Genomic DNA, 21,146 nt, shown 5'->3' on the forward strand with positions numbered 1-21,146 from the left:
ATGGCCATGCCGCTGCGCCAGTCCATCAAGGTCGCTACATACTTGGCCGAACAGAAGCTCCGCCGGCGGGACAAGTTCCCGCTCATCGTCGAGCTGGAGCCGCTCTTCGCCTGCAACCTGAAGTGCGAGGGCTGCGGCAAGATCCAGCACCCCGCAGGGGTCCTGAAGCAGCGCATGCCGGTGGCGCAGGCCGTGGGAGCGGTCCTGGAGTCCGGTGCGCCGATGGTGTCGATCGCGGGCGGCGAGCCGCTGATGCATCCTCAGATCGACGAGATCGTGCGCCAGTTGGTGGCCAGGCGGAAGTACGTCTTCCTGTGCACCAACGCCATGCTGCTGCGCAAGAAGATGGACAAGTTCCAGCCCTCCCCGTACTTCGCCTTCGCCGTGCACATCGACGGCCTGCGGGAGAGGCACGACGAGTCGGTCGCCAAGGAGGGCGTGTTCGACGAGGCGGTGGCGGCCATCAAGGAGGCCAAGCGGCGCGGCTTCCGGGTCACCACGAACTCCACCTTCTTCAACACGGACACCCCGCAGACCGTCATCGAGGTGCTCAACTACCTCAACGACGACCTCAAGGTCGACGAGATGATGATCTCGCCCGCCTACGCCTACGAGAAGGCGCCCGACCAGGAGCACTTCCTGGGCGTGGAGCAGACCCGCGAGCTGTTCAGGAAGGCCTTCGCGGGCGGCAACCGGCGCCGCTGGCGGCTCAACCACTCGCCGCTCTTCCTGGACTTCCTGGAGGGCCGGGTCGACTTCCCGTGCACCGCCTGGGCCATCCCCAACTACTCGCTCTTCGGCTGGCAGCGCCCCTGCTACCTGATGAGCGACGGGTACGTGCCGACGTACCGCGAACTGGTCGAGGAGACCGACTGGGACAGGTACGGCCGGGGCAAGGACCCGCGCTGCGCCAACTGCATGGCGCACTGCGGCTACGAGCCCACCGCCGTGCTCGCCACCATGGGGTCGCTGAAGGAGTCCCTGCGCGCCATGCGCGAGACGGTCTCCGGAAACCGGGAGTGACGCCATGACCGCCATCCCCCTGGGCGTGCCCGGGGTACCGGCGCGCCCGATCGCCGAGCGCCGCAAGAGCCGGCAGATCCAGGTCGGGTCGGTGCCGGTCGGCGGGGACGCGCCGGTCTCGGTGCAGTCCATGACCACGACCCGTACGTCGGACATCGGTGCGACCCTCCAGCAGATCGCCGAGCTGACGGCTTCTGGCTGCCAGATCGTGCGGGTCGCCTGCCCCACCCAGGACGACGCCGATGCCCTCGCCACCATCGCTCGCAAGTCGCAGATCCCGGTCATCGCCGACATCCACTTCCAGCCCAAGTACGTCTTCGCCGCGATCGAGGCGGGCTGTGCCGCGGTCCGTGTGAACCCCGGCAACATCAAGCAGTTCGACGACAAGGTCAAGGAGATCGCCAAGGCCGCCAAGGAGCACGGCACCCCGATCCGCATCGGCGTGAACGCGGGCTCCCTGGACCGGCGCCTGCTGCAGAAGTACGGCAAGGCGACTCCGGAGGCGCTGGTCGAGTCGGCGCTGTGGGAGGCCTCCCTCTTCGAGGAGCACGACTTCCGGGACATCAAGATCTCCGTCAAGCACAACGATCCGGTCGTGATGATCGAGGCCTACCGGCAGCTCGCCGCGCAGTGCGACTACCCGCTGCACCTGGGCGTCACCGAGGCCGGCCCCGCCTTCCAGGGCACGATCAAGTCGGCGGTCGCCTTCGGCGCGCTGCTCAGCCAGGGGATCGGCGACACCATCCGCGTCTCCCTGTCGGCCCCGCCCGTCGAGGAGGTCAAGGTCGGCATCCAGATCCTGGAGTCGCTGAACCTCCGGCAGCGCGGCCTGGAGATCGTCTCCTGCCCGTCCTGCGGCCGCGCCCAGGTCGACGTCTACAAGCTCGCCGAAGAGGTCACGGCCGGCCTCACCGGCATGGAGGTCCCGCTCCGCGTCGCCGTCATGGGCTGCGTCGTCAACGGCCCCGGCGAGGCCCGCGAGGCGGACCTCGGCGTCGCCTCCGGCAACGGCAAGGGGCAGATCTTCGTCAAGGGCGAGGTCGTCAAGACCGTTCCCGAGTCGAAGATCGTCGAGACGCTGATCGAAGAGGCGATGAAGATCGCCGAGCGGATGGAGCGGGACGGGGCAGCCACGGGCGCACCCGACGTCACAGGGAAACCAGAAGTGACTGTGAGCTGACGCAAGGCACGGACCGAGAGGGGGCCCGAGCGTGTCGATTCTTGAGAGCATCCGGGGACCACGCGACCTGAAGGCGCTGTCCGAGGCGCAACTTGGCGAGCTGTCCGAAGAGATCAGGGAGTTCCTGGTGCACGCGGTCGCCAGAACCGGCGGCCATCTCGGGCCCAATCTGGGCGTGGTGGAACTGTCCATCGCCCTCCACCGGGTCTTCGAGTCACCGGTCGACCGCATCCTGTGGGATACCGGCCATCAGAGCTACGTGCACAAAATGCTGACGGGGCGCCAGGACTTCTCCAAGCTGCGCGGCAAGGGCGGTCTGTCCGGCTATCCCTCGCGCGAGGAGTCCGAGCACGACGTCATCGAGAACAGCCACGCCTCCACCGCGCTCGGCTGGGCCGACGGGCTCGCCAAGGCCCGCCAGGTGCAGGGGGAGAAGGGCCATGTCGTCGCGGTGATCGGCGACGGCGCGCTGACCGGCGGGATGGCCTGGGAGGCGCTGAACAACATCGCGGCCGCCAAGGACCGGCCGCTGATCATCGTCGTCAACGACAACGAGCGCTCGTACGCCCCCACCATCGGCGGCCTCGCCAACCACCTCGCGGCGCTGCGCACCACCGACTCCTACGAGAGGGTGCTGGCCTGGGGGAAGGACGTCCTGCTCAGCACGCCGGTCGTCGGGCACACGGTGTACGAGGCGCTGCACGGCGCCAAGAAGGGCTTCAAGGACGCCTTCGCGCCGCAGGGGATGTTCGAGGACCTGGGCCTGAAGTACGTCGGGCCGATCGACGGGCACGACGTGCGGGCCGTGGAGTCGGCGCTGCGGCGCGCGAAACGCTTCCACGGGCCGGTGCTGGTGCACTGCCTCACCGTCAAGGGCCGCGGCTACGAGCCCGCCCTCGCGCACGAGGAGGACCACTTCCACACCGTCGGCGTGATGGACCCGCTGACCTGCGAGCCGCTGGCGCCCTCGGGCGGACCGTCCTGGACCTCGGTGTTCGGGGACGAACTGGTGCGGATCGGTGAGGAGCGGGAGGACGTCGTGGCCATCACGGCGGCCATGCTGCACCCGGTGGGCCTCGGCCCGTTCGCCGAGCGGTTCCCCGACCGGGTGTGGGACGTCGGTATCGCCGAGCAGCACGCGGCCGTCTCGGCGGCCGGCCTCGCGACCGGGGGACTGCACCCGGTCGTCGCCGTCTACGCCACCTTCCTCAACCGCGCCTTCGACCAACTTCTGATGGACGTCGCGCTGCACCGCTGCGGGGTGACGTTCGTCCTGGACCGGGCCGGGGTGACCGGCGTCGACGGTCCCTCGCACAACGGTATGTGGGACATGTCGATCCTCCAGGTCGTGCCCGGGCTGCGGATCGCGGCGCCGCGGGACGCCGACCAGCTGCGGGCGCAGCTGCGCGAGGCGGTCGCCGTCGACGACGCGCCCACGCTGGTGCGCTTCCCGAAGGAGTCCGTGGGCCCGCGCGTCCCGGCGATCGACCGGGTGGGCGGCATCGACGTGCTGCACCGGAGCGAGGCGCCCGAGGTGCTGCTCGTCGCGGTCGGGGTGATGGCACCGGTGTGCCTGCAGGCCGCCGAACTGCTGCGGGCCCGGGGCATCGGGTGCACGGTGGTGGACCCGCGGTGGGTCAAGCCCGTCGATCCCGCGCTGCCCGGTCTGGCCGCCGGGCACCGGCTGGTGGCCGTGGTCGAGGACAACAGCCGGGCGGCGGGGGTGGGCGCCGCCGTGGCGCTGGCGCTGAGTGATGCCGACGTGGATGTGCCGGTACGGCGGTTCGGCATTCCGGAGCAGTTCCTGGCGCACGCCAAGCGGGCCGAGGTGCTGGCCGACATCGGCCTCACCGCCGTCGAGATCGCCGGGCGGATCAGCGCGAGCCTGGCCGTGCAGGCGGAACCGTCCCGCGAGACCGTTGTGCCGGGACAGTCGTCCAAGGAGACCGTCGCCGGGAAACCGCTGTCCGAGGAGAGCCACCCATGACCACCGCCGAATCCGCGTCCCCGCCCTCGCCGTCCGACGGCGGGTTCGACCTCGGCGCGCTGCTCGCCGAGCGCGGAGCCGAGCGCTACGAGCTGCACGCCCGGTACCTCAACCACCAGTTGCCGCGCATGCTGCACACCATCGGCTTCGACAAGGTGTACGAGCGGGCCGAGGGCGCCTACTTCTGGGACGCGGACGGCAACGACTACCTGGACATGCTCGCCGGGTTCGGGGTGATGGGCCTGGGCCGCCACCACCCCGTCGTCCGCAAGGCGCTGCACGACGTCCTGGACGCCCGGCTCGCCGACCTCACCCGGTTCGACTGCCAGCCGCTGCCCGGGCTGCTGGCCGAACGGCTGCTCGCGCACAGCCCTCACCTGGACCGTGTGTTCTTCGGCAACAGCGGCACCGAGGCCGTGGAGACGGCACTGAAGTTCGCCCGGTTCGTCACCGGCAGACCCAGGATCCTCTACTGCGCGCACGCCTTCCACGGCCTGACGACCGGCTCGCTGTCCGTGAACGGCGAGGCCGGCTTCCGGGACGGCTTCGACCCGCTGCTGCCCGACACGGCCGTACCGCTGGGCGATCTCGACGCTCTGGCGCGGGAGGTGAAGAAGGGCGACGTCGCCGCGCTGATCGTGGAGCCGATCCAGGGCAAGGGCGTGCACGAGGCCCCGTCCGGCTATCTGCGGGCCGCGCAGGAGCTGCTGCACCGGCACAAGGCGCTGCTCATCGCGGACGAAGTGCAGACGGGCCTCGGCCGCACCGGCGACTTCTACGCCTACCAGCACGAGGAGGGCGTCGAGCCGGACCTGGTCTGCGTGGCGAAGGCGCTGTCCGGCGGATATGTGCCGGTGGGCGCCACACTCGGCAAGGACTGGATCTTCAAGAAGGTCTACTCGTCCATGGACCGGGTGCTGGTCCACTCGGCCAGCTTCGGGTCCAACGCCCAGGCCATGGCGGCCGGCCTGGCGGTGCTGTCCGTCATGGCGGACGAGCGGATCGTCGCGAACGCCCGGGCCACGGGCGAACTGCTCAGGTCCCGGCTCGCCGCGCTGATCGACAAGTACGAGATGCTCGCCGACGTGCGCGGCCGTGGGCTGATGATCGGCATCGAGTTCGGGCGGCCCCGGTCGCTGAAGCTGCGCAGCCGCTGGGCCATGCTGCAGGCCGCCCGCAAGGGGCTGTTCGCGCAGATGGTCGTCGTACCGCTGCTCCAGCGGCACCGGATCCTCACCCAGGTCTCCGGCGACCACCTGGAGGTGATCAAACTGATTCCGCCGCTGATCGTCGGGGAGCGGGAGGTGGACCGGTTCGTGGACGCCTTCACGGCCGTGATGGACGACGCGCACAGCAGCGGTGGACTGGTGTGGGACTTCGGCAGGACCCTCGTGAAGCAGGCGGTGGCCCACCGCTGACTGGCGCACGCGACGGCAGGGTTTGCCTCACAGGCAAGAAATTTGCCTGAGGGGCAAGCATCCGGCTGAATGGAGGCATGAGCTCCTCCTCCGAGCCCGGGGACGAGACGGCCGGCGGCCTGCCGGTGCTCGCCCCGCGACTCCGCGACCTGCGCCGCCGAGCCTCCCTCACCCTGGAGGCCGCCGCGCGTGCCGCCGGGCTGTCGCCCGCCCATCTGTCCCGGCTGGAGACGGGACAGCGTCAGCCCTCGCTGCCGATGCTGCTGGCGCTCGCCCGTGTCTACGGTACGACTGTCTCGGCGCTGCTCGGCGAGACGGTCGGCGACCAGGACGCCGTCGTGCGCGCCGCCGACATGGAGCCGACCGGGGCGGGCGGCTGGACGTACTGGCAGGCCGGTGCCCCGGGGAGGGGCATGCAGGCGCTGCGGGTGCACGTGCCGTACGGCTCTCAGGGCGACATCGTGCGGGTGCATCCCGGTGAGGAGTGGCTGTACGTCCTGAGCGGGCGGCTGCGGCTGCGCCTCGGGGACGCCGCGCACCCGCTCGGCCCGGGCGACAGCGCCCACTTCGACTCACTGACCCCGCACCGCATCGCCGCCCTGGACCGGGGCGGGGTCGACCTTCTCTTCGTCCACACCTTGTTGCAGAGCCCCACGGCCGCGCTGTGCCTCGGCCCCATCACGGGAGACACACCATGAGCGACATCGAGCAGAAGATTCCCCGGGCGATCTGGGTCCGGTTGTTCATCTACATCGTGGCGGGACACCTCTTCGCCGCGTTCCTCTACCTGCTGTTCGAGGTGGGAGCCAAGTAGGGATCAGTCGAGCAGGCGCTCGCGCAGCCGCTCCCGGGTCTCGGGAGCGAGGCCCAGCCCCTGCCCCAGGTAGGCGTCGACACCGCCCCACGTCTCCTCGATGGTCTCCATCGCCGCCAGCAGGTACTCGGCCCGCGCGTCGAACAGCGGGTTGAGCAGCTCCATGACCTCGGGGGAGTAGGCCGATGCGGCGCTGCCGCTGCGGTGCACCTTGTAGCGGCGGTGCTTGGCGTTGGACTCCAGGTAGTCGGCGAGGATCGCCTCGTGCTCCACGCCCACCGCGAGCAGCGTGACAGCGATCGACAGCCCTGCGCGGTCCTTGCCCGCCGCGCAGTGCATCAGCGCGGGGACGCTGTCCTCGGCGAGCGCGTGCAGCACCCGGGAGTGCTCGGCGGTGCGCTCCTTGATGATCGCGCGGTACGAGGTGATCATCCGGTCCGCGGCCCTGCCGTCCGCCAGGATCCCGCGCAGCTGCTCCACGTCCCCGTCCCGGACCATCTGCCAGAACTCGGCGCCGTCCGCCGGGTCCGTCAGGGGCAGGTTGACGTTGCGCACGCCCGGCAGCTCGACGTCCGGGCCCTCCAGCCTCTGGTCCGCGGCATTGCGGAAGTCGAAGATCGTGTGCAGCTCCAGGGAGGCGAGGAACGCGGCGTCCTCGGCCGTGGCGTGGGCGAGGTGACCGCTGCGGAACAGCACCCCGTGCCGTACCCGGCGCCCGTCCACGGTCGGCAGTCCGCCCACGTCGCGGAAGTTGCGCACTCCGGCCAGTTCGGGCTCGGTCGACGGCACCTGCTGCGTCACGGGGGCTCCCTCCCATCGGCCCCGTCGGCGCGGCTCGTCGACGGGCACGCCTTGACGATACGACACGGATTCCTCGGGCAATGAGTTGTCCACAGGCGGTCACGGGGAGTTGAAGGAGTTGTCCGCAGGCATTGCCCCCCAGGTCCCGGACCCCGATCGTCCCCGCGCGTGAGCGGACTCCCGGAACCCGATCGAGGGAGTCCAGCACTTGACGTACGAAGAGGCATCAAATCGGACGTAAAGGGTCAATCGGCTCGACTATTGGCGAGCTCTGCAGAACGGCATCGATGCGGCTGTTTTCCTGCCGTGCCCCATCTAAGCCCTCTGTCTGAATTGGCCCTTTAGGCCGAACTCGCCTGGTTTCGCTGAAAGCTGGAGCAGGCTCAGTGAGCAGCGTCATATTCGTGACCGAGCGTCGCCTGGCAGGTGCACGTAATCCCTGAGGCTATCAAGGGCGTTTACGGAAAAGAGCGGCGCCGTAATACACGGAGTGTGACCGGAATTCGGGTGAACGGATCACGAAAACGGCGTTCCTGCGGAACCTCTTGCTTGTCCCTTTGCGTCTTGCTCGCTTACGTTCCACACCGATCCGGGCGGACGCCGAATCCTGCCGCCGCCCGGTGCCCGCGCAAACTCACCCGTGTTCGGCAGGAGCGGGGGACCCACAGGTAGAAACGCCTGTTCCGGTCTCCGGAACGGCTCGGGGTACAGCCGCGTTTCGGCGCGGCCGGACATCTCCAGTCCGCACCCGACAGCTCACCTCGCAGGCGCCGGAGAGGAATTCGCCCATGCCCGCGAAGGGTAAGCACCGCCGTCCGAAGACCCAGCGCTTCACCCGTTCCATCGCCGTCGCCGGAACCGGTGGCGCCGCACTCGCCCTCCCGCTGATGGGGGCCGCCGGCGCCCACGCCGCCACTCCCGAGACCGCCGCGGAAAAGGCCGTTCAGTCCGCCCCGGCCGGCAAGACGGCCGTCCAGCAGAACGCCGCCGTGAAGAAGTCCACCGCCGAGAAGGCGGGCGTGCGGACGTACTCGGTGAAGGTCGGCGACTACCTCTCGAAGATCGCCGACGAGCAGAACGTCAGCGGTGGCTGGCAGCGGCTCTACGAGGACAACCGTGAGGTCGTCGGCGAGGACCCGTCGCTCATCCACCCCGGTCTGAAGCTCACCATCGGCAAGAAGGCCGCGGCGAGCAGCGACGAGTCCGCCTCGTCCCCCCTCTCGTCCGAGTCCTCCTCCTCGTCCGAGTCGTCCGCTTCGACCGAGGCGTCGCAGTCCTCCGACGTGTCCGAGTCCGCCGGCGCGTCCGAGGCCGCCGCGCAGACCACCGAGGTCTCGACCTCCACCCAGACCGATGACACCGCCCCGGCCGCCGGCTTCTCCGCCCCCGTGGACGGCGTCGGCGTCGGCACCGCCTACCGCGTCGCGGGCAGCATGTGGTCCAGCGGCTACCACACGGGCGTCGACTTCGCGGCCCCGACCGGCACCCCGCTCAAGGCCGTCGGCGCGGGCACGGTCGTCTCCGCGGGCTGGGCCGGCGCGTACGGCAACCAGGTCGTCATCCAACTCGCCGACGGCTACTACGCGCAGTACGCCCACCTGTCCTCGCTGTCCGTCTCCAGCGGCCAGAGCGTGACCGCGGGCCAGCAGGTCGGCCTCTCCGGCTCTACCGGCAACTCGACCGGGCCGCACCTGCACTTCGAGATCCGCACCACGCCGGACTACGGCTCGGACGTCGACCCGATCGCCTATCTCCGGTCGAAGGGCGTCTCCGTCGGCTGACGCACGCCCCTCACGGCTCCGAAGGCCGGACCCCGTTCCCCGGGTCCGGCCTTCGGTGTGGTCGGCCGACGGCCTTATTCCGCAGTTGACCAATCCTTTGGCCGTGGCCTTTCTCACCGTCCGTCAAGCCTTGCCTACGGTCGCGTAGGTCACATTCGAAGAGGAATCATGGTCCGACGTGGCAGACGATTCGAAGAATGACAGCAGATCAGTGATCGGGTCGTACGTGGCGGTGGGGGACAGCTTCACCGAGGGCGTCGGCGACCCCGGCCCGGACGGGGCGTTCGTCGGCTGGGCCGACCGGTTCGCCGTACTGCTCGCGGACCGCCGGCCCGAGGGCGACTTCCAGTACACCAATCTCGCCGTGCGGGGCAGGCTGCTCGACCAGATCGTGGCGGAGCAGGTCCCGCGGGCCGTCGAACTCGCGCCGGACCTGGTGTCGTTCTGCGCAGGTGGCAACGACATCATCCGTCCCGGCACCGACCCGGACGACGTCGCCGAGCGCTTCGAGCGGGCGGTCGCCGCCCTGACCGCCGCCGCGGGCACCGTGCTGGTGACGACCGGCTTCGACACCCGGGGCGTCCCCCTCCTGAGGCACCTGCGCGGCAAGATCGCCACCTACAACGGGCATGTGCGGGCCATCGCCGACCGGTACGGGTGCCCGGTGCTCGACCTGTGGTCGCTCAAGTCCGTGCAGGACCGCCGTGCCTGGGACCACGACCGGCTGCACCTCTCACCCGAGGGGCACACGCGCGTGGCGCTGCGTGCCGGTCGGGCCCTCGGCCTCGCCGTCCCCGCCGACCCGGAGCAGTCCTGGCCGCCGCTGCCGCCGCGCGGCACCCTGGAGGTGCGGTTGGACGACGTCCACTGGGCGCGCGAGCACCTGGTGCCGTGGATCGGACGGCGACTGCGCGGGGAGTCGTCGGGCGACCATGTGACCGCCAAGGGCACGCTGTCGCCGCGCGACATCAAGGTGCGGATCGCGTCGGTGGCTTGAGGCGCACCTGTGGCGGCCCCCGGGGCGCCGCGCCCGGAGCGGGCCGCCCCGGACGTCGGGGCCGGGTCGGCCCGCGACGGCACTCCCGGGCACGGGCGGGCATGCGACGCACGCGGCCGCACAGTCCGCCCACGGAAGCCCCGAAGCCGACCCGCGGACGCGGCAACGAAGTCGGCCGCGGGAGCCGCCGCAGAGCCAGCCGCGGAAGCCGCCACGAAGCCGACTCGCGGACGCGGCAACGAAGTGAGCCGCGGAAGCAGTCGCAAAGTGACCGACAAATGGTGTAAATCGGGCAGTGGCTCACCCGTGCCGGGGTGTCGTCGTCTCCGCCAGACCCAGTTCCCGGCCCAGTGCCTCGTCGACCCACTCCTGCGCACGCGCGCGTGACACCGCTCCGGAGTAGGACGTCATCTGCACGGCCAGCCCATCGAGCAGGGCGGTCAGGCGCAGGGCCGCGCCCATGGGGTCGGGGCAGCGGAACTCGCCGGCCGCCACGCCTTCGGCGATCACTTCGGCGATGGCCGCCTTCCACCGCTTGTCGAGATCCCGGGTGACCTCCCGCAGCGCGGGTTCGCGCAGCGCCGCGGCCCAGCCCTCGATCCACAGCCGCCAGCCCTTGGCCTGGCCCGTCGGCGCGTACCAGCGCACCGCCGACCGCAGCCGGCGCAGGGCCGTCGTGCGCCGGCCGAGCAGCTTGCCCAGATGGGCGAGGTCGCTCTCGGCGGCGTACGCGAACGCGGCGGCGACCAGCTTCTCCTTCGTGGAGAAGTGGTACAGCACCAGCGCGTTGCTCACACCGAGCGCGGACGCCACATCGGCGATCCGCACCGCCGCCACGCCCCGCGCCTCGATCTGCTCCACGGCGGCACGCAGCAACTCCTCGCGCCGCTCCGCCACGCTCAAACGCACTCTGGCCACCCGGTCACCCTAACGGGCCGCGTCCGGGCGGTTGCCGGGCGGTGACGTCCCCGTCAGCGGTACGTCCCGTAGCGCTCGGCGAGCAGCGGCAGCCGGTCCGCGGCCACCGCGTGCGCGGCGGCACGGGGCGTGCTGCCGTCGGCCTCCGCGCGCGCCAGCACCAGGTCGGTCAGGGCGCGCATCGAGCGCCGGGTGTACGCGAACGCCTCGGCCGCGTCCGCGTCGATGTCGCCGAACAGGGTCCACCACCACCAGGCGTTCGTCCCGGAGTTGACCACCACGTCGGGCAGGACCGTGATCCCGCGTGCCGTCAGTAGCGCCTCCGCCTCGGGCACGACGGGCATGTTGGCCGCCTCCACGATCCAGCGGGCGGTGATCCGGTCCTGGTGCGCGGTGCCTATGGCGTACGAGACGGCGGCGGGCACCAGGACCTCCACGTCGGCGGACAGCCAGGCCTCGCCGGGCAGTTCGCGGTCACCGGGCCGCAGCCGCGAGCGGTCCACCGTGCCGTAGGGGTCCCGCGCGTCGAGCAGCGCGTCGACGTCGAGGCCGGCCGGGTTGGCGATCGTTCCCCTGATGTCGGCGACGGCCACGACCGTGAGGCCCGCGCGCGCGAGGAAGCGTGCCGTGGCCCCGCCCATGGTGCCCAACCCTTGCACGGCGACCCGCGTGCCCGCGTACGGCACGCCGGCCCGGTCCAGGGCCGCGAGGGCCGACTCCGCGACCCCGCAGCCGCCCACCAGTTCACCGAGCCCGATCCCGTCCACCCGCACCCGGAACGCCTCGGCGAGCCGTTTCCGGGCCGCCGTCTCGTCCTCGAGCAGCGGATACACCGCCTGGATCGACGAGACGAGCCCCACCTCGGCGGCGGCCCGGTCCACCAGGTCCTGGGTGAGGCCGAGGTCCTCCCCGGTGGTCCAGAAGGTCTCGATGTACGGCCGCATCACCCGCAGATAGCGCACCAGGAGCCCGTACGCCGCCGGATCCCGCGGGTCGCAGTCGATGCCGCCCTTGGCGCCGCCGAGGGGGACGTAGCGGGCCCCGGGGTCGTAGTGCAGGGCCTCCTTCACGGTCATCCCGCGGGCGAGCCCGGCGACCTCGTCCAGCGTGCAGCCCGGGCGCATCCGCAGCCCGCCGCTGGCCACGCCGCGTACCAACCGGTCGACGACCAGGAAACCCTGGCGGCCGGTGACGTCGTCGGTCCAGGTGAGCGACAGGAGAGGGGCGGTCACGGAAGCTCCTTGCGGCCGAGGGCGTTCACCCCGCGGTGAGGCCCATTTACTGAATACTGAGTCAGTATCTGTCAGTATCGGCCCCCGGGCGCCGGGTGGTGTCGGTGGGGCGGACCATAATGGAGGTCTTCACCGATTCCACTGGAGGTACCGTGGCCGGCTCCCGTTCTTCGCGTTCCGGACTCCGGGCGTTGCGGCCCGCGGCCTTCGGTGTGGATCCGAGCGGTGAGCGCATGGCGCGCATTCGCAGATCGCCCCACTTCCGGGACGGCGTCTTCCAGAACCCCGGAGGTCCCTCGCGGATCCGCCCGTCGGGTTCGACGGTGGAGTTCGCCAAGACCTACTTCGACAAGGACGCGCGCAACCGCCGCACCCCGCACGGCGCGATCCCGCTGCACCCCACCACGGCCGCCGACCTCGCCCGGCCGCCCGCCACCGGCCTGCGGCTGACCTGGCTGGGGCACTCCAGCGTCCTCGCCGAGATCGACGGGCAGCGGGTGCTCTTCGACCCCGTGTACGGCGAGCGCTGCTCCCCCTTCGCCTTCGCCGGGCCCAAGCGGCTGCACCCGGTGCCGTTGCCCCTGACGGCGCTCGGCCCGGTCGACGCCGTGGTCATCTCGCACGACCACTACGACCACCTGGACATGCCGACGATCAAGGCGCTGGCCGGCACCGACACGCTGTTCGCCGTGCCGCTCGGCGTCGGCGCCCACCTCGAACACTGGGGGGTGTCCGCCGACCGGCTGCGCGAGCTGGACTGGCAGGAGTCGACCAAGGTCGGCGGGCTCACCCTGACCGCCACCCCGGCCCGCCACTTCTGCGGTCGCGGCCTGCGCAACACCCAGCACACGCTCTGGGCCTCCTGGGCCGTCGCGGGCGAGGAGCACCGGATATTCCACAGCGGTGACACCGGGTACTTCGACGGCTTCCGGGACATCGGCGCCGACCACGGCCCGTTCGACGCCACGATGATCCAGATCGGCGCGTACAGCGAGTTCTGGCCCGACATCCACATGACTCCCGACGAGGGCGTGCACGCACATCTGGACCTGCAGCGCGGCGACGCCGCCTCCGGTGTGCTGCTGCCGATCCACTGGGGGACCTTCAACCTCGCGCCGCACCCCTACGCCGAGCCCGGGGAGTGGACGAAGGACGCCGCCGGGGCGGCCGGAGCGGCGGTGGCGCTGCCGCGGCCCGGCGAGCCCTTCGAGCCGGCCGGAAAGCTTCCGGCGGACCCGTGGTGGCGTACGGTCTCCGCGCCTGTCGCCCGTCACTGGCTCCGCGCCACGGGTGCCGACGACGCGCCGGCCGCCCAGGGCGACCTCGACCTCGCGGGCGACCGGTAGCGGACCCGGCCGTCACACGGGCCACGTGGGCGGCGCGGAGACCGGTGAGCCGCGGCCGATCGACCGCGACCAGTACCGACTGCACGGCCGAGGCCGCGCCCAGCAGCCGGCCGCGGTGGCCGGCGAAGCGCGCGCCCGGCCGGCCGCCCGCCGGCGCCCCGGCGAGGAACGCCGCGAGCGACACCACCGAGGCGGGCGCGGACAACTCGTCCGAACGCGCCGGCGCGAACTCTCAGGAAGACCACGTTGCCGGTCATGTCGGCCACGAAGACGTGCCCGAGGGCGAGGTGGCAGGGCGTCAGTCGGCACGGCCGGAGTTGCCTCGCCGCGCACCGGAATCTGCCTGGAGCGCACCGAATTCCGTGCGCTCGGGGCCGCTCGTGGTGCGGTGACGGGCCTTTGCCGGCTGTGGTGCGTGACGGTGAAGGCTTTCCTGGGCGCACCCTCGGCGACCCATTCTGATCGGGTCGGATCGACTGTTTACGGCGTTTGCGTCATCGCCCTGACGCGCTTATCGGCCTGTCGTACGAGGCCTCATACCAGAGCGGGACGCTTGCCGTAGGACTTTGTCAACTGCCCACCGCACATGATGGGTTGCCGACTACTGTCAGTGTCCGTCGGGCGACGCAGGGCCGAACTCCTCGGCGTCGTCGACCGGCACCGAGCCGCCGCATGCCCGAGTCGCGTCAGACCGGGCCCGCCCCGGCCCCCAACCGCTGGACCAGTACGAGGACGCCCGATGTCACACCTCCGCGCATCGGCCGCACGCGCAGACCGCCGCGAGGGCGGGCGGCACGGACGGCCGGTCGCCCGCCCCGTTCCCTCGCTGCCCGAGGCGCACATACGGCCCCAGCTGCTGCGTCTCGCGGTACTGCCCCCGATCGCGGTCGCCCTCAGCGCCTGCGCGGCCGTGCTGTTCACCGTCCGCTCCACCGGCGCCCGCACCGGCCTCACCCTGTGGGCCGTGCTCGGCTGCGCGGTGTGCGTGACGCTCGCCGGCATCGGGATCGCCGCGATCGCCGCCGGCCGGACCGCCCGGGCCGTGCACGAACGTGTCGGCGCGCTGCGCCGCAGCAGCGCCCGCCGCGAGGCCGATCTGCGGACGCTCGTCGAGGCGTTGCGCCGCGGCGAGACGCCACCGCAGCGCAAGGCGCGCGGCGGTCCGCCCGAGGACGCGGACGACTTCGAGCTGCTCGCCGCCGACCTTGCCCGCGCGCACGACGGCGCCGTCACCGCCGTCGTGCAGGCCGCCCAGCTCTCCAGCCAGGCCGGCAGCGAGCAGAAGCTGGAGGTTTTCGTCAACCTCGCCCGGCGCCTCCAGTCGCTGGTGCACCGCGAGATCGCGATCCTCGACGAGCTGGAGAACGAGATCGAGGACCCCGACCTGCTCAAGGGCCTCTTCCACGTCGACCACCTCGCCACCCGCATCCGCCGCCACGCCGAGAACCTCGCCGTGCTCGGCGGCGCCGTCTCCCGGCGCCAGTGGAGCAACCCGGTCTCCATGACCGAGGTGCTGCGCTCGGCCATCGCCGAGGTCGAGCAGTACTCCCGGGTGCGTCTCGTGCCGCCGATCGACGGCACCCTGCGCGGCCACGCCGTCGCCGACGTGATCCACCTGCTGGCGGAACTCGTCGAGAACGCCACGGTGTTCTCCGCGCCGCACACCCAGGTGCTGCTGCGCGCCAACCTCGTCACCTCCGGGCTCGCCGTCGAGGTCGAGGACCGCGGCCTCGGCATGCCCGTCGCCGAGCAGAACAAGATGAACGCCCTGCTCACCGACCCCGACCAGGTCAACGTCGCCCGTCTGCTCGCCGACGGCCGCATCGGCCTGTTCGTCGTCTCCCAGCTCGCCCGGCGGCACGGCATCACCGTCCGCCTGCAGACCAACATCTACGGCGGTGTCCAGGCCGTCCTCGTCGTGCCGCAGGCCCTGCTCGGCAGCCGGCCCGACGCCGACCGCCCGGTCGCGTCCCCGCAGCACCAGCCGCCCGCACCCGGCGCCGCGACGTCACCGGCTCCCGTCGGCCCCGGACCCACGTCCCTGCCGGTGCGCGACAGTCACGCCGAGCGGCCGAACCCGGCCGAGGCCGTCCCCGGCATCCGGCCCGACGACCGGCCGGTCGTCGAGGAGCACACCGCCGCGCCGCTCGCCCCGCGCGCCGGCGTCGTCCGCGGCACCATGGACAAGCCCCAACTGCCCCGGCGCCGTGCCCAGCAGCACATCGTGCCCCAGCTGCGCGGTGGGCCGGCCCCGCGCCCGGAAGCCGAGCACCCCGTCGGCCACGACCCCGGCCTGATGGCGGCGTTCCAGCGCGGCATCGGCCTCGCCGAGGCCCAGCACCAGGCCCAGCAGCAGGCACAGTCCGCCCAGCCGACGCCGACGCGGGTGGAACCCCCGCAGGCGCATGCGCAGCCCTCGCAGGCACATGCGGACTCCGGTCAGGTGAGGCCCCCGCACATGGAGCCCGTGCATGTCGCGCCCCCGCACATGGAGCCCGTGCATGTCGCGCCCCCGCACGCGGAGCACGCGCACGTCGCGCCCTCGCACATGGAGCCCCTGCATACGGACCCCCCGCATGCGGATGCCGCCTACACGGAGCGCCCGCACGCGGCCCCACCGCACGCGGCCCCACCGCACGCGGCCCCACCGCACGTGGCCCCACCGCACGCGGAGCGCCGGCACGTGGAGCCTCCGTACATGGAGCACCCGCACGTGGACCCTTCGCACATGGAGCGCATGCACACCCCGTCGGCCTCCTCGCCGGATGCCCACCGCACAGACCCGACCCCCATGCCGACACAAGTCCCCCTGGCCGTATCGCACAGGGACGGACCGCACAGGGAGGTACCGCAGGCGGGCGTACAGCACATGGACGGGACCCGCGGGGCTGTCCCCCTTCACCGGGACGGGACCCACGCGGACGCGCCCTCGCACAGGGAAGCCGCACCCGTGCCCCCGGACCACCCCGCCCGGCACGACGGGAGCGGACCAGCCGGATGACCACCGCAGCTGCCGCCGCCGCCACCCCCACCGCAATGACCGCCGGCGCACCCACGGGCGCGCCCGCGAACCCACGTACCCCAAGGAGTCGATCCACCATGGCGACCGATGCCCCCACCGGCCATGTTTCCGATCTCGACTGGCTGATGAGCGGTCTCGTCCAGCGCGTACCGCACACCACCAGCGCGGTGCTCCTCTCGTGCGACGGGCTCGTGAAATCGGTCCACGGCCTCGACCCCGACAGCGCCGACCACATGGCCGCCCTGGCCTCCGGTCTGTACTCCCTCGGCCGCAGCGCCGGAGTCCGCTTCGGCGACGGCGGTGAGGTCCGGCAGGTCGTCGTCGAACTCGACTCGACCCTGCTGTTCGTCACCACCGCCGGCTCCGGCACGTGCCTCGCCGTGCTGGCCGGCCGCGAGGCCGACGCCGCGGTGCTCGGCTACGAGATGGCCATGCTGGTCAAGAGCGTCCGCCCCTACCTGGTCACCGCTCCCCGGCAGCAGTCCGTCGAACCCACGGCGATGAGGCCTTGAGCGTGACGGCGGCCGGCGACGGGCCCTGGCTCGACGACGCGGCCGGACGGCTGGTGCGCCCGTTCACCGTCAGCAACGGTCGCACCCGCCCCACCGTCGCGCTCGACCTCATCTCCCAGGTGATGGTCACCGGGGCCACCCCCCTCGGCTACCTCGGCCCCGAGCACGCCCAGGCACTGGACCTGTGCCGGGCGCCCGTCTCGGTCGCCGAGGTCGCCGCCCACCTCAAGCTGCCGGCGGCGGTCACCAAGGTGCTGCTGGCGGACCTCGTCGACTGCGGGGCGCTCACCACCAAACCCCCGGAGTTCCACCACAATCCGACGGACCGGGCCCTTCTGGAGGCAGTGCTCGATGGACTACGACGACAGCTCTGATCACGGCTACGACGGCGACCACGACGACGGCGCCGACCCGTTCCCCACCGCGCTCAAGATCCTGGTCGCGGGCGGGTTCGGGGTCGGCAAGACGACCTTCGTCGGCGCCGTCAGCGAGATCGCGCCGCTCAGCACGGAGGAGCTGCTCACCACGGTCAGCGCCGCCACCGACGACCTCGAAGGGATCGAGAACAAGGTCGAGACGACGGTGGCCATGGACTTCGGCCGCATCACCCTCGACCAGGACCACGTCCTGTACCTCTTCGGCACACCCGGACAGGAGCGGTTCTGGTTCATGTGGGACGAGCTCTGCGAGGGAGCCCTCGGCGCGGTGATCCTCGCCGACACCCGCCGCCTGGAGGACTGCTTCGCGGCCGTCGACTTCTTCGAGGAGCGCGGACTCGGATTCATCGTCGCCGTCAACGAGTTCGACGGCGCACACCGCTACCACCCGGACGAGGTGCGCGCCGCCATCGACCTCGACCCCCAGATCCCCGTCGTGCGCTGCGACGCCCGGATCTCCGCCTCCGGCGTGCAGACCCTGCTCACCCTCGTCCGCCATCTCATCGCCCACGCACCCGTCACTCCCGCGCCCAGCCACGGCGCCCACATGTGACACCCGCACACACCGCACCGGAGCCGCATATGACGTACGCCCACAGCGACGGGACCCGGCCATGAGGTACGACCCGCCGCGCCCGGCCGGTCGGCTGCTGCTCACCCCCGAGGACAAGCAGGCGCCCGAGAGGACGCGGCGACTGCGCCTCCTGGGCCTGGGGGAGCGCCCTGAGCCCGCCCTCGACGCTTTCGCGAGCCGGCTGGCGTCGCTGACCGGTGCGCCGTACGCCATGGTCAACTTCCTCGGCGAGCACGGCCAGTTCTTCGCGGGCCTGCACGCGCCCGTCGTCGGACTCGTCGCGAGGGAGGACGGGACGCGGCCGGTGATGGGCCGCTTTCTGCCCCGCGACCACGGGTTCTGCCCCCATGTGGTGGTCCGGCACAAGGCGTTGGTGCTGGAGGACGTGCGCGACTATCCGCGGTTCGCTGGCAACCCGGTCGTCGACGAGTACGGCATCCACTCCTACCTCGGCGCGCCGCTGATCGACACCACGGGCATGGTGCTCGGCACCGTCTGCGTCGCCGACGTCTCACCCCGGGCCTGGGGACGGTCCGGCCTGGAGAGCATCAAGGCGACGGCCGCGGATCTCGTCGTACGGCTCGAGGCGCCCGAGACCGGCGGGCTCCCGCTCTGAGAGGTCCGTGCGGTCGTGCGTTCCGAGCAGCCCGCGCAGGGCGGAGCCCGGGTCGGCGGGCGTGAAGGAAAGCTGCGGCGGCGGTTAAGAAAGTCTCGATGGACCAGCACGGCGGGGTACGGCAGATTGCTGTCCGATTCCACTGCTCTCCCCGTCCGGGGGCTCCTTCGGCATGCCCGCGGCAGGGATCTCACCGTCAGGAGCCGTAGCGTGAAGGCGCTGGTCAAGGAGAAGGCGGAGCCGGGACTGAGGCTCATGGACGTCCCCGACCCCGAGGTCGGACCCGGCGACGTACTGATCAAGGTGCTGCGCACCGGCATCTGCGGCACCGACCTGCACATCCACGCCTGGGACGGCTGGGCGCAGCAGGCGATCCGCACCCCGCTCGTGCTCGGGCACGAGTTCGTCGGCGAGGTCGTGACGACCGGCCGTGACGTCACCGACATCGCCGTCGGCGACCGGGTCAGCGGGGAGGGCCACCTCGTGTGCGGCAAGTGCCGCAACTGCCTGGCCGGCCGCCGCCACCTGTGCCGGGCCACGGTCGGCCTCGGCGTCGGCCGCGACGGGGCCTTCGCCGAGTACGTCGCGCTGCCCGCGAGCAACGTCTGGGTGCACCGCGTCCCCGTGGACCTCGACGTCGCCGCGATCTTCGACCCGTTCGGCAACGCCGTGCACACCGCGCTGTCGTTCCCGCTGGTCGGCGAGGACGTGCTGATCACCGGCGCCGGCCCGATCGGGCTGATGGCCGCCGCCGTCGCCCGGCACGCGGGCGCCCGCAACGTCGTCATCACGGACGTCAGCGAGGAGCGGCTCGACCTCGCCCGAAAGATCGGCGTCAGCCTCGCGCTCGACGTGCGCGACGCGCGGATCGCGGACGGGCAGCGGGCGCTCGGCCTGCGGGAGGGCTTCGACGTGGGCCTGGAGATGTCCGGCCGCGCGGAGGCCCTCCAGGACATGATCGCGAACATGACGCACGGCGGACGGATCGCGATGCTCGGCCTGCCGGCGCAGGAGTTCCCGGTCGACTGGGCCCGGATCGTCACCTCGATGATCACCATCAAGGGCATCTACGGCCGCGAGATGTTCGAGACCTGGTACGCCATGTCGGTCCTGCTGGAAGCCGGCCTCGACCTCGCCCCCGTGATCACCGGCCGCTACGGCTACCGCGACTTCGAGGCGGCGTTCGCGGACGCCGCGAGCGGCAAGGGCGGCAAGGTCATCCTCGACTGGGCCGCGTAAGTCACCCGCGACATTCACCCGCATTCTCCAGGAGCTTCCCATGTTCGACTCCGTGCGCGACGACCTGCGCGCCACCCTCGACGAGATCCGCGCCGCCGGCCTGCACAAGCCCGAACGCGTCATCGACACCCCGCAGTCCGCGACCGTCAACGTCTCGGCGGGCGGCCGCCCCGGCGAGGTCCTCAACTTCTGCGCCAACAACTACCTGGGCCTCGCCGACCACCCCGAGGTGATCGCCGCCGCCCACGCGGCCCTGGACCGCTGGGGCTACGGCATGGCGTCCGTCCGCTTCATCTGCGGCACGCAGGAGGTGCACAAGGAGTTGGAGGCACGGCTGTCGGCGTTCCTCGGGCAGGAGGACACGATCCTGTACTCCTCCTGCTTCGACGCCAACGGCGGCGTCTTCGAGACGCTGCTGGGCCCCGAGGACGCGGTCATCTCCGACGCCCTCAACCACGCCTCCATCATCGACGGCATCCGCCTGTCCAAGGCCCGCCGCCTGCGCTACGCCAACCGTGACCTCGCCGACCTGGAGCGGCAGCTGAAGGACGCCTCCGACGCGCGCCGCCGCCTGATCGTCACCGACGGCGTCTTCTCCATGGACGGCTACGTGGCCCCGCTGGCCGAGATCTGCGACCTCGCCGACCGCTACGACGCCATGGTCATGGTCGACGACTCGCACGCCGTCGGCTTCGTCGGCCCCGGCGGCCGCGGCACCCCTGAGCTGCACGGTGTCATGGACCGCGTCGACATCGTCACCGGCACCCTCGGCAAGGCACTCGGCGGCGCCTCCGGCGGCTACGTCGCCGCTCGCGCCGAGATCGTCGCCCTGCTGCGCCAGCGCTCCCGGCCGTACCTGTTCTCCAACACCCTCGCCCCCGTGATCGCCGCCGCCTCCCTGAAGGTCCTCGACCTGCTGGAGTCCGCCGACGACCTGCGGGTCCGCCTCGCCGAAAACACGGCGCTGTTCCGCCGCCGGATGACCGAGGAGGGCTTCGACATCCTCCCCGGCGACCACGCCATCGCCCCGGTCATGATCGGCGACGCGTCGACGGCCGGCCGGATGGCCGAGCTGCTGCTGGAGCGCGGTGTGTACGTGATCGGCTTCTCGTACCCGGTGGTGCCGCAGGGCCAGGCCCGGATCCGGGTGCAGCTCTCTGCCGCGCACTCGACGGACGACGTGAACCGGGCGGTGGACGCCTTCGTCGCCGCCCGCGCGGAGCTGGACGCCTGACCTGAGACAATCGGG

19 protein-coding genes and 1 riboswitch are annotated in these 21,146 nt (G+C 71.6%); of the genes, 16 read left to right on the forward strand and 3 right to left on the reverse strand.

The features are described from left to right. The 6 genes from hpnH (at position 1) to IPT68_RS31760 (ending at position 6,422) form a co-directional block, all read left to right on the forward strand. Positions 1-1,023 (forward strand): adenosyl-hopene transferase HpnH, encoded by a 1,023-nt coding sequence (gene hpnH, locus IPT68_RS31735; protein WP_189698015.1) that lies wholly within the window; start codon positions 1-3, stop codon positions 1,021-1,023. A 4-nt stretch (positions 1,024-1,027) separates the two neighbouring features. Beyond that, positions 1,028-2,203, forward strand: a complete 1,176-nt coding sequence (gene ispG / locus IPT68_RS31740) for a flavodoxin-dependent (E)-4-hydroxy-3-methylbut-2-enyl-diphosphate synthase (protein ID WP_194074030.1) — start codon at positions 1,028-1,030, stop codon at positions 2,201-2,203. Positions 2,204-2,234: 31 nt separating this feature from the next. Then, the gene (gene dxs / locus IPT68_RS31745) at positions 2,235-4,190 is read left to right on the forward strand and encodes a 1-deoxy-D-xylulose-5-phosphate synthase (protein ID WP_189701092.1); all 1,956 of its coding nucleotides are present in this window, start codon (positions 2,235-2,237) and stop codon (positions 4,188-4,190) included. Next, the gene (locus tag IPT68_RS31750; protein WP_189701091.1) at positions 4,187-5,608 is read left to right on the forward strand and encodes an aspartate aminotransferase family protein; all 1,422 of its coding nucleotides are present in this window, start codon (positions 4,187-4,189) and stop codon (positions 5,606-5,608) included. Before dxs ends, IPT68_RS31750 begins: the two co-directional genes overlap by 4 nt. A 77-nt stretch (positions 5,609-5,685) precedes the next feature. Next, positions 5,686-6,306, forward strand: coding sequence for a helix-turn-helix domain-containing protein (locus tag IPT68_RS31755; protein ID WP_189701090.1), 621 nt, complete (start codon positions 5,686-5,688; stop codon positions 6,304-6,306). After that, on the forward strand, positions 6,303-6,422 hold the full coding sequence (locus IPT68_RS31760; protein WP_189701089.1) for a DUF6126 family protein: 120 nt from the start codon (positions 6,303-6,305) through the stop codon (positions 6,420-6,422). Before IPT68_RS31755 ends, IPT68_RS31760 begins: the two co-directional genes overlap by 4 nt. Before the next feature lie 3 nt (positions 6,423-6,425). On the opposite strand, the gene IPT68_RS31765 is transcribed toward IPT68_RS31760, so the two are convergent. Further along, positions 6,426-7,223, reverse strand: coding sequence for a tyrosine-protein phosphatase (locus IPT68_RS31765; RefSeq protein ID WP_189701088.1), 798 nt, complete (start codon positions 7,221-7,223; stop codon positions 6,426-6,428). Between the two features lie 625 nt (positions 7,224-7,848). Beyond that, positions 7,849-8,008: riboswitch (cyclic di-AMP (ydaO/yuaA leader) on the forward strand. A 3-nt stretch (positions 8,009-8,011) separates the two neighbouring features. Here IPT68_RS31765 and IPT68_RS31770 point away from each other — a divergent pair. Together IPT68_RS31770 and IPT68_RS31775 are read left to right on the forward strand one after the other, a co-directional pair. Beyond that, positions 8,012-9,004 (forward strand): LysM peptidoglycan-binding domain-containing M23 family metallopeptidase, encoded by a 993-nt coding sequence (locus IPT68_RS31770; RefSeq protein ID WP_189701087.1) that lies wholly within the window; start codon positions 8,012-8,014, stop codon positions 9,002-9,004. Between the two features lie 211 nt (positions 9,005-9,215). After that, positions 9,216-10,001, forward strand: a complete 786-nt coding sequence (locus tag IPT68_RS31775) for an SGNH/GDSL hydrolase family protein (RefSeq protein ID WP_189701100.1) — start codon at positions 9,216-9,218, stop codon at positions 9,999-10,001. Positions 10,002-10,301: 300 nt separating this feature from the next. Here the strand turns inward: IPT68_RS31775 and IPT68_RS31780 are convergent, their stop codons facing one another. Continuing rightward, on the reverse strand, positions 10,302-10,919 hold the full coding sequence (locus IPT68_RS31780; RefSeq protein WP_308438824.1) for a TetR family transcriptional regulator C-terminal domain-containing protein: 618 nt from the start codon (positions 10,917-10,919) through the stop codon (positions 10,302-10,304). Between the two features lie 53 nt (positions 10,920-10,972). Continuing rightward, positions 10,973-12,151: a Glu/Leu/Phe/Val dehydrogenase dimerization domain-containing protein gene (locus tag IPT68_RS31785; protein WP_189701086.1), complete on the reverse strand. Its 1,179-nt coding sequence runs from the start codon at positions 12,149-12,151 to the stop codon at positions 10,973-10,975. A 152-nt stretch (positions 12,152-12,303) separates the two neighbouring features. On the opposite strand from IPT68_RS31785, the gene IPT68_RS31790 reads away from it, so the two are divergent. The 8 genes from IPT68_RS31790 (at position 12,304) to IPT68_RS31825 (ending at position 21,131) form a co-directional block, all read left to right on the forward strand. Beyond that, positions 12,304-13,497: an MBL fold metallo-hydrolase gene (locus tag IPT68_RS31790; protein ID WP_189701085.1), complete on the forward strand. Its 1,194-nt coding sequence runs from the start codon at positions 12,304-12,306 to the stop codon at positions 13,495-13,497. 739 nt (positions 13,498-14,236) lie between these two features. Continuing rightward, positions 14,237-16,498: a sensor histidine kinase gene (locus IPT68_RS31795; protein ID WP_228040058.1), complete on the forward strand. Its 2,262-nt coding sequence runs from the start codon at positions 14,237-14,239 to the stop codon at positions 16,496-16,498. Between the two features lie 98 nt (positions 16,499-16,596). Then, on the forward strand, positions 16,597-17,031 hold the full coding sequence (locus IPT68_RS31800) for a roadblock/LC7 domain-containing protein (protein WP_189701084.1): 435 nt from the start codon (positions 16,597-16,599) through the stop codon (positions 17,029-17,031). Between the two features lie 2 nt (positions 17,032-17,033). Continuing rightward, complete coding sequence (locus IPT68_RS31805) at positions 17,034-17,405, forward strand: DUF742 domain-containing protein (RefSeq protein WP_189701098.1); 372 nt, start codon at positions 17,034-17,036, stop codon at positions 17,403-17,405. Beyond that, complete coding sequence (locus IPT68_RS31810; RefSeq protein ID WP_189701083.1) at positions 17,383-18,021, forward strand: GTP-binding protein; 639 nt, start codon at positions 17,383-17,385, stop codon at positions 18,019-18,021. Before IPT68_RS31805 ends, IPT68_RS31810 begins: the two co-directional genes overlap by 23 nt. Positions 18,022-18,082: 61 nt before the next feature. Beyond that, on the forward strand, positions 18,083-18,658 hold the full coding sequence (locus IPT68_RS31815) for a GAF domain-containing protein (RefSeq protein ID WP_189701082.1): 576 nt from the start codon (positions 18,083-18,085) through the stop codon (positions 18,656-18,658). A gap of 210 nt (positions 18,659-18,868) precedes the next feature. After that, entirely contained in the window at positions 18,869-19,897 is a 1,029-nt protein-coding gene (tdh, locus tag IPT68_RS31820; protein WP_189701081.1) for an L-threonine 3-dehydrogenase, read from the forward strand. Positions 19,898-19,937: 40 nt separating this feature from the next. Next, positions 19,938-21,131: a glycine C-acetyltransferase gene (locus IPT68_RS31825; protein ID WP_189701080.1), complete on the forward strand. Its 1,194-nt coding sequence runs from the start codon at positions 19,938-19,940 to the stop codon at positions 21,129-21,131. Positions 21,132-21,146 lie beyond the last annotated feature (15 nt).

The sequence above is a fragment of the Streptomyces chromofuscus genome, assembly GCF_015160875.1.
Lineage (GTDB): Bacteria > Actinomycetota > Actinomycetes > Streptomycetales > Streptomycetaceae > Streptomyces > Streptomyces chromofuscus.

Bases quoted from the DNA above. Each gene is read 5' to 3' on its own strand.
- hpnH (WP_189698015.1), top strand. From the start codon at position 1: ATGGCCATGCCGCTGCGCCAGTCCATCAAGGTCGCTACATACTTGGCC.
- ispG (WP_194074030.1), top strand. From the start codon at position 1,028: ATGACCGCCATCCCCCTGGGCGTGCCCGGGGTACCGGCGCGCCCGATC.
- IPT68_RS31750 (WP_189701091.1), top strand. From the start codon at position 4,187: ATGACCACCGCCGAATCCGCGTCCCCGCCCTCGCCGTCCGACGGCGGG.
- IPT68_RS31755 (WP_189701090.1), top strand. From the start codon at position 5,686: ATGAGCTCCTCCTCCGAGCCCGGGGACGAGACGGCCGGCGGCCTGCCG.
- IPT68_RS31760 (WP_189701089.1), top strand. From the start codon at position 6,303: ATGAGCGACATCGAGCAGAAGATTCCCCGGGCGATCTGGGTCCGGTTG.
- IPT68_RS31770 (WP_189701087.1), top strand. From the start codon at position 8,012: ATGCCCGCGAAGGGTAAGCACCGCCGTCCGAAGACCCAGCGCTTCACC.
- IPT68_RS31795 (WP_228040058.1), top strand. From the start codon at position 14,237: ATGTCACACCTCCGCGCATCGGCCGCACGCGCAGACCGCCGCGAGGGC.
- IPT68_RS31800 (WP_189701084.1), top strand. From the start codon at position 16,597: ATGGCGACCGATGCCCCCACCGGCCATGTTTCCGATCTCGACTGGCTG.
- IPT68_RS31810 (WP_189701083.1), top strand. From the start codon at position 17,383: ATGGACTACGACGACAGCTCTGATCACGGCTACGACGGCGACCACGAC.
- IPT68_RS31815 (WP_189701082.1), top strand. From the start codon at position 18,083: ATGAGGTACGACCCGCCGCGCCCGGCCGGTCGGCTGCTGCTCACCCCC.
- IPT68_RS31825 (WP_189701080.1), top strand. From the start codon at position 19,938: ATGTTCGACTCCGTGCGCGACGACCTGCGCGCCACCCTCGACGAGATC.